The following is a 296-nucleotide window of genomic DNA, read 5'->3' as shown; positions in this document are numbered from 1 at the left end:
AAAGATGGTGTTCAAAACTCAAATGAAAAAGGCATTTCAGGCGTAACAGTTACTTTAACTAAGCCAGACGGCAGCACAGAAACAACAGTGACAGATGAAAACGGTATTTATCAATTTACTGGATTATACAATGGTGAATACACAGTAACATTCGACACACCGAAAGGTTACGAAGCAACTAAAGTGAATGTAGGAGACAAAGCATTAGACTCAGACGGTAGAACAGTCAAAGTCGTTGTAGATAATGCGGATGATTTCACAATCGACAGTGGCTTCTATAAACCAGTAGTAGAACC

The 296-nt window shown here is 38.9% G+C and carries 1 protein-coding gene; it reads left to right on the top strand.

The window, feature by feature from the left end; genetic code table 11:
* Positions 1-296: SdrD B-like domain-containing protein (locus HMPREF2846_RS07495; protein ID WP_176745477.1), on the top strand; the 296-nt coding region annotated here is incomplete at both ends.

Origin of the sequence: Staphylococcus sp. HMSC056G08 (assembly GCF_001812305.1) — a bacterium.
Lineage (GTDB): Bacteria > Bacillota > Bacilli > Staphylococcales > Staphylococcaceae > Staphylococcus > Staphylococcus simulans.
Note: the sequence above shows the minus strand (reverse complement) of the source record. Positions and strands in the feature narration are given on the sequence as shown.